The sequence below is a fragment of the Vibrio sp. AND4 genome, from assembly GCF_000171815.1.
Classification (GTDB): Bacteria; Pseudomonadota; Gammaproteobacteria; order Enterobacterales; family Vibrionaceae; genus Vibrio.
Window position 1 is genome coordinate 1 of the sequence record NZ_ABGR01000051.1, and the last position, 7534, is coordinate 7534.

Annotated in this window: 7 protein-coding genes; 2 read left to right on the top strand and 5 right to left on the bottom strand. The window is 46.2% G+C overall.

Annotation, left to right across the window (positions count from 1 at the left end; all coding sequences use genetic code 11):
• On the bottom strand, window positions 1-213 hold a 213-nt coding region (locus AND4_RS17955), incomplete at its 3' end, for a YbaY family lipoprotein (protein ID WP_009844404.1).
• Window positions 214-377: 164 nt separating this feature from the next.
• Between AND4_RS17955 and tesB the strand changes: the two genes are divergently transcribed.
• On the top strand, window positions 378-1238 hold the full coding sequence (tesB, locus tag AND4_RS17960; protein ID WP_009844405.1) for an acyl-CoA thioesterase II: 861 nt from the start codon (window positions 378-380) through the stop codon (window positions 1236-1238).
• Between the two features lie 44 nt (window positions 1239-1282).
• Here the strand turns inward: tesB and AND4_RS17965 are convergent, their stop codons facing one another.
• Window positions 1283-1750, bottom strand: a complete 468-nt coding sequence (locus AND4_RS17965; protein WP_043991877.1) for an Lrp/AsnC family transcriptional regulator — start codon at window positions 1748-1750, stop codon at window positions 1283-1285.
• Window positions 1751-1909: 159 nt separating this feature from the next.
• Here AND4_RS17965 and AND4_RS17970 point away from each other — a divergent pair, with 159 nt between their 5' ends.
• The gene (locus tag AND4_RS17970; protein WP_009844407.1) at window positions 1910-3010 is read left to right on the top strand and encodes a PLP-dependent cysteine synthase family protein; all 1101 of its coding nucleotides are present in this window, start codon (window positions 1910-1912) and stop codon (window positions 3008-3010) included.
• A gap of 65 nt (window positions 3011-3075) precedes the next feature.
• Here AND4_RS17970 and AND4_RS17975 read toward each other — a convergent pair whose 3' ends face one another.
• The 3 genes from AND4_RS17975 to AND4_RS17985 form a co-directional block, all read right to left on the bottom strand.
• Window positions 3076-3393 (bottom strand): DUF1244 domain-containing protein, encoded by a 318-nt coding sequence (locus tag AND4_RS17975; RefSeq protein WP_009844409.1) that lies wholly within the window; start codon window positions 3391-3393, stop codon window positions 3076-3078.
• A 186-nt stretch (window positions 3394-3579) separates the two neighbouring features.
• Complete coding sequence (vmeF, locus tag AND4_RS17980; RefSeq protein ID WP_009844410.1) at window positions 3580-6693, bottom strand: multidrug efflux RND transporter permease subunit VmeF; 3114 nt, start codon at window positions 6691-6693, stop codon at window positions 3580-3582.
• A partial coding sequence (locus AND4_RS17985) for an efflux RND transporter periplasmic adaptor subunit (protein WP_009844411.1) occupies window positions 6693-7534 on the bottom strand: 842 nt, incomplete at its 5' end. The genes AND4_RS17985 and vmeF, both read right to left, overlap by 1 nt.

Below are 7534 nucleotides of genomic sequence, written 5' to 3' on the forward strand. Positions count from 1 at the left end.
TTTTGCAGGAGCATCAGCTAAAGAAACATCTTCTAGAGCAACGCTCACAACTGCGTTTGGCGGCAGTGCGATGCGCTCACGGTATGCCACTGTACCTGTAATTGTTTTCATGGACGCCTCAGCTGATTTCATATCTGTAGTTTGAGAAGTTTGACACCCCACAAGTGCAGCACCAAATAGTAAAGACGTAACAAGCAGTAGTGTTTTTTTCATAGTTTCCTCAATGGGTGTATCGATTTGCGCTAAGTATAGGAACAGATAATGAAACTGTCTGCTATTCGATGATGTATTTAACAATAGTTTGACTCAATTAGAAATTACCAAACCCCTAATTTTGTTACATAATTGAAGCAATAATAAAAGGGTGAGGAAACATCATGAGTAAACCATTAAAAGAGCTACTTAGCCTACTGCAACTCGAAAAACTAGAAGAAGGCTTGTTCCGCGGACAAAGTGAGAATCTAGGTTTACCTCAAGTCTATGGTGGTCAGGTTATTGGGCAAGCACTGTCGGCAGCACGTTACACTGTAGAAGACAGACGTACTGTACACTCGTTCCATAGCTACTTTCTCTACCCTGGCGATCCAGAAAAGCCCATCATCTATGACGTTGAGAACCTACGCGATGGCCGCAGCTTTAGCACACGTCGAGTCAAAGCGATTCAAAACGGGCGTCCGATTTTTTACCTAACGGCCTCTTATCATGGTGATGAACCCGGCTTTGATCATCAAAACGCCATGCCAGATATTCCGGGACCAGAGCACTTCTCTTCGGAAACCGAGCTTGCAAGTCATATTGCCGAGTTCTTACCCGACCGCCTACGCAAAACATTCTGTGGCGAAAAGCCGATTGAAACTCGCCCCGTTCATATCGTTAACCCGCTCGACCCAAAGAAAACCGAACCGAAGCAATATTTGTGGATCCGAGCTCACGGAGAGATGCCAGAGAACCAACTGATTCACCAATATCTTCTGGCTTACGCATCCGATTGGGGATTTTTGACGACCGCGCTTCACCCTCACGAAGTCTCGTTAATGACACCAAACTTCCAAGTCGCCACTATTGACCACTCTATTTGGTTCCATCGCCCGTTTAAGATGGATGAGTGGTTACTGTACGCAATTGAAAGCCCTACAGCCAGTAACACCCGGGGGTTGGTACGTGGTGAAATCTACAACCAGCAGGGTCACCTCGTTGCAACTGCGGTCCAAGAGGGCGTAATGCGCTTTACTAAGTAACACCTCGAATGTGGCCTCAAATTAGGTGCTATGTCTTAATTAGTTCACACGCCATAAAGCGGTAGCTCAGTGGTGTATTTGATCGATTCCATTGCAAAGGTAGAGGTCACATTGGATAAACCTTTCACGCTGTTGACCAACCGCTTATAGAATTCATCGAAACGCTTCATGTCTTTTACCACCACTTTCAACATGTAATCGTACTCCCCCGCCATACGATAGAATTCCGTCACTTCAGGGAAATCACTGATCGTGGTGGCAAAGTGGTCATACCAACCTTCCGAGTGATCACTGGTCTTAAGTTGCACAAATGCAATAAAAGATAAATCCAGCTTCTCGGCACTCAACAGTGCAACGCGCTTCTCTATATAGCCCTCATCCTCTAGCTTTTTTAAGCGCTTCCAGCAAGGTGTTGTCGTTAGATTAACTCGTTCAGCTAACTCATTTAATGACAAGGTACCGTCATTTTGGAGCAAAGAGAGTAACAATTTGTCGATTCTATCCAAGTTTATTCCTAATATGTACAATTTTTAGAGAAAGCATTTCTACCATCGATAAGTTACAAAATAATAATAGCAAAGTTTTTCTCTACAATTTTAAGTAGATTATCAGTATGAATAAAAACATACTGACAAAAGCAACGACCCTATAAGATGTAAAGGAGTCAAGTTATGTGCACTGACAACACTTGGATCAACCATGCTGTGCAAAAAATAGAAGCAGACTTTCAACGGTCGGCCGACACTCACCTATTTAAATTGGATCTACCTTCTCTCGAAGGTATTGATATCTATTTAAAAGATGAAAGTACGCATCCAACTGGTTCATTGAAGCACCGTTTGGCTCGCTCGCTGTATCTTTACGCGATTTGTAACGGTTGGATTGGACCAGAAACCACGGTGATCGAAGCATCATCAGGCAGTAGTGCCATTTCTGAAGCGTACTTCGCGCGCTTACTTGGTTTGCCGTTTATTGCAGTGATGCCAAAAACGACGACGCGCAAGAAAATTGAACAAATCGAATTTTACGGTGGTAAAGCACACCTTGTTGACCGTTCAGACCAAATTTACGACGAGTCTCGACGCCTAGCGAAAGAGCTAAATGGTTACTATATGGACCAATTTACCTACGCAGAGCGCGCAACTGACTGGCGTGGGAACAACAACATCGCGAATTCTATCTTTAGCCAAATGGAATTAGAAGAACACCCAATCCCAAGCTGGATTGTAATGAGCGCAGGTACAGGTGGTACTTCAGCCACGATTGGTCGTTTTATTCATTACCAACAACACAACACAAAACTGTGCGTAGTTGACCCTGAAAACTCCGTCTTCTACGACTATTTCCAATCGGGAAAAGCAAGTGTTAAGTGTGAGAAAAGCAGCAAGATTGAGGGGATCGGCCGTCCGCGTGTCGAACCTAGCTTCATTGCTGGCGTCATTGACGAAATGCTTAAAATCCCCGATGCGGCGAGCGTGGCAACAGCACATTGGTTATCTGGCTTGATAGGTCGAAAAGTAGGCGCATCCACAGGTACTAACGTCTACGGCGCGCTTAAACTTGCGTGCGCAATGAAGCAACGCGGTAAGACTGGATCTGTCGTGACGTTACTTTGTGATTCAGGGGAGCGTTACCTAGATACTTACTATAATCCAGAATGGTTAAAAGAGAACATCGGAGACATTACCCCGTACCTGGCGCAGCTTGAAACCATCCAAGAAAAAGGTTTTGTTAGGCCATCATGTTGCAGCCCTACCATTGACGAAGATTAACCTTCCCTCTGAAATAACAGCTCACTCAATCCGTGGGCTGTTATTTTATTAGCCGTGCAGAACCGTTACTGCTTCTGCCGCGCTTCAAATGCTGCCAACTGCTCTGGTGTCGCTTTTGGTTGGTGGTTTTGTTTCCACTCATCGTAAGTCATGCCGTAAACACGCTCACGAGCATCATCGATGTTGATATCTATGCCTTGGCCTTCAGCCTCCGCCTTATACCATTTGCTGAAGCAGTTACGACAAAAGCCGGCAAGGATCATAAGGTCGATATTTTGCACATCTTTGTTTGCATCCAAATGCGCCAGTAGGCGGCGAAATGTCGCTGCATCGAGTTTGTCTTGCTCTTCTTGAGTTAGATTTTTGTATTTGAATTCGGCCACTTTGCTTTCCTTTTGTTTATCCCACGATGCATCGCATACAAATAGGATCGTTAAATGCGTCTAAAACATGCATCATTGTAACAAATTTCTTTCAAAACACGTTTCGGGGCAAAGGTTATCAAAACCCCGAATGGCAAACAAAGAAAAGCCGAGACTGATGCCTCGGCTGTTGGTTTTACAATTCAGTTACGGGTGTGCAATACGCCCTTTCGTGTCGTGGCTGAGCGCTTTGTTCAACTCAGCCTCAACATGACCCGGCGAGCGCGTATTCGCAGAGATCAATCGATACATCGCAGGAATCACAAATAGCGTCACTAACGTTGCAAAGCCCATACCGAAGAAGATGACCGTACCCACGGCCACTCGACTCTCATAACCCGCACCTGTCGAGATGATCAAAGGTATCGCACCAGCCAGTGTCGTGAATGCTGTCATCATGATTGGGCGAAGACGACGTGCCGCCGCGTCCGTGATTGCTTTTTCGAATTCAATGCCACGATCGCGTAACTGGTTAGCAAATTCCACGATCAAAATACCGTTCTTAGTTACCATCCCAATCAACATGATCATGCCAATCTGACTGTAGATATTCATTCCCTGGCCCATAACAACCAAACCAAGGAAGCCTCCAAATACGCCCATAGGAACCGTCAGCATTACCACCAATGGGTTAATAAAGCTCTCAAACTGTGCCGCCAGCACTAGGTATGCCACCAACAATGCCAAGGCAAACACAACCGCCACGCTGGCTTGGTTCTCTTTGAAATCTTTCGACTCACCAGAATAACTGACCGACATGTCACCAGGTAGGTTATCAATGGCTTGTTGATCTAAGAACTCAAGCGCCTCTCCAAGGGTGTAACCTTCCGACAAATTTGCAGTAATGGTGATCGATTTCTGTTTGTTGTAGTGTGACAAACGAATCGATGCTGCCACTTCTTCTATGTTGGTCACTGTATCTAGTGTCACCAGATCACCACTCGTGGTTCGCAAGTAGATTTGACTTAAATCCGCAGCATTATTGAAGCTATTTTCATCACCTCGAAGATAAACATCATATTCTTCACCGCGGTCAACATAAGTGGTTTCACTCTTACCCCCAAGCATGATTTCTAACGTTTCAGAGATATCTTGCACGCTCACGCCAAGTTCAGCCGCACGACGCTTGTCAACCGATACCAGAAGTTCTGGCGTTTTCTCGGAGTAATCGATCTCAGCACCTTCCATCATCGGTGACTCTTCCGCTTTACTCTTAAGCATTTCAGCCCAAACCAAAAGCTCATCGTAGTCCGAGCCACCCAATACAAACTGCACGGGTTCACTCGATCCACCACGAAAACCCGGCATAAATGGGAACACTCGAACATCAGGTATCCCCGCTAGGGACTTGCGCACTTCATTCAATGCTTCTTGTGCGGTGACATCACGTTCATTCCAGTCTTCCAGAATCATGATAACGAAGCCCGTCTGGTCACCAGCTTGACCACCGAACGCTGGAGTTTGAATACTGAACGACTTCAAAAAGCCTTGGCCCAACAACGGCATCAAGCGGTCTTCGACGATCTCCATGTTCGCCGACATGCGGTTGTAAGACGTTGCATCCGCACCGCGGACAAAGGCAAAAATCACCCCTCTATCTTCTTGTGGGGTCAGTTGCGCTGGTACTTGCTTCATCAAAAAGTAACTGCCGCCCATACACGCGACGATAATCAGAGGAGCCGCCCAACGAACTTTCAACGCGCCGCGCAGTGCTTTACGGTACCCAGCCTCTAACTTAGCAAACACCTTATCAACCGCTTGATTAAATCGATTTGGCTTCACGTTTGCTTTAAGGATTTGGCTGCCTAAAACTGGGGTTAGTGTCAACGCAATCAAAGACGAAAATATCACCGACATGGCCAACAAGACTGAGAACTCAGTAAACAGCAGCCCCACCATGCCATCCATAAAAGAAATCGGTAGGAATACCATGACTAGAACCAGGGTGGTGGCAATAACGGCAAAACCGACTTCTCGTGTCCCTTTATAAGCCGCCAATAGAGGGGATTCACCACGCTCAATATGATGGAAGATGTTCTCCACGACGACAATTGCATCATCCACAACCAGACCAATAGACAAGATCAGCGCCATCAAAGTAATCAGGTTAATAGAGAAGCCAAAGTAGTAAGCCGCAATGAAAGATGAAATCAGTGATACGGGTACCGTCACCGCAGGGATAAGCGTTGCTCGAGCCTGACCAATAAAGATGTACAGTACTAGAATTACCAGACCACCAGTAATAAAGAGGGTGCTGTATACCTCGTCAATCGAACGTTCGATAAAAACAGTGGCATCATAATCAATCGCAAGGCGTGTCCCATCCGGCAAGAACTTTTGAATCTTATCCACTTCCGAACGGACCGATTGTGCAACATCTAACGGGTTTGCATCCGATTGCGGCACCACACCCAAGCTGATGTTGACTACACCATCACTCTTAAAGGTCGAGTTTTCGTTCTCCGCACCGATGAACACATCCGCCACATCTTTTAAATAAATGGGCGTATTATCACTGGCGCGTTTTACCACAAGATATCTGAAGTCCTCTGGTGTGTTGTAAGTACGTGCAGTTCTTACCGACATTACAGTTGAATCGTTGCGAACTTCCCCACCCGGGCTTTCCAAGTTTTCGCTGCGTAATGCCGCGGTGATATCAGAGGCTGTCACCGAACGACCTGCCATTAATTCCGGCTTCAACTTCACGTACATCACTTTGTACAAACCACCAGACAAATCAATGGAGCTGACCCCTGAGATCAAGCTGAAACGATCCATCAGAACACGCTCGGCATAGTCGGTTAGCTGAGTTCGGTCCATCTCAGAAGAGCTAAGGTTGATATAAAGAGAAGCTTCACCTGAGCCATTATTCTTGAAGACCACTGGGTCGTCGGCTTCATCTGGTAACGAACGCTGAGCTCGGGCGACCGCATCGCGCACGTCACTCACACCGGTATTTAAGTCATAACCCAATTCAAAAGTAATGGTAATGCGCGACATACTATTGCGCGTCGTCGAACTGATTTCATCGATGCCACTGATGCCCGAGAGTTGATCTTCCAACACCGAGGTAATTTGGCTTTCAATAATGGTTGCTGAAGCCCCCTCATAACGCGTACTGATCGACACCACTGGGCTTTCGATGTCTGGCATTTCACGCACGGAAAGCTTAGTAAACGACACAAAACCAAAGACACACAGCAGTAAACTTAATACCAGCGCCGCAACAGGACGTTTTACCGATACGTCAGAAAGTAACATTAGTTCGCTTCCTTAGTTGCTTCATCTTGCGCGCCTTTCACACCCTGTTCAGCTCTTACATCAGCAATTTTCTCTTTAACTGGTGCAATAATCTCTTTCACCTCAACGCCATCACGCATGTTAACAATACCTTGCACAACGATCTTGTTACCGACTTCTACGCCAGATTCAATTACGACTTCGTTACCGACACGAGCGCCAAGGAACACCTCTTGGCGCTTTGCCTTATTGTTCTCATCAATCACATAAACAAAGCGTTTTGTGCCTGAATACTCCAGAGCCTGAACTGGGATGATTGGTGTCTCAATAGCTGGGAAGACAAGAGCAGCCTGCATCAACATACCTGGCTTGAGGTGATTTTCAGGGTTGTCGAATTCGATGCGAATTCTAAGATTCAGCGTTTCCGTATCAATACGAGTATCAATACCGGTCACTTTACCGATAAAGTCTAAGTCACTCCACGCGCTAGTGGATGCGTGTACCTTCATTCCCACTGACAACCGGGAGAGGTAACGCTCGGGGACTTGGAGATCCAACTCCATTACCGACAAATCATCCAGCGTCAGCAACTCAGAACCTGCACTGACCATCTTTCCACGGCTAAAGTCGATAAAACCAACGGTACCTGCAAAGGGTGCACGGATATTCAGATCCGAAAAGTTGGCTTTTGAGGCATCAAGGCGGGCTTCGGCAATTTCTACACTGGCTTCTTGCGCATCTATTTCAGTTTGAGTAATGGCATTACGTTTAACCAAACGCTGAAACTCTTTCAACTTACGTTGCTCATCTTTTAGGTATGCTTTTGCCTCGACTAACGCCGCTTGTGCTTTCTCATCGTTTA

Excerpts from the sequence above, each read along its gene's own strand:
- tesB (WP_009844405.1), top strand. The coding sequence starts at position 378 with ATGAGTAAACCATTAAAAGAGCTACTTAGCCTACTGCAACTCGAAAAA.
- AND4_RS17970 (WP_009844407.1), top strand. The coding sequence starts at position 1,910 with ATGTGCACTGACAACACTTGGATCAACCATGCTGTGCAAAAAATAGAA.
- vmeF (WP_009844410.1), bottom strand. The coding sequence starts at position 6,693 with ATGTTACTTTCTGACGTATCGGTAAAACGTCCTGTTGCGGCGCTGGTA.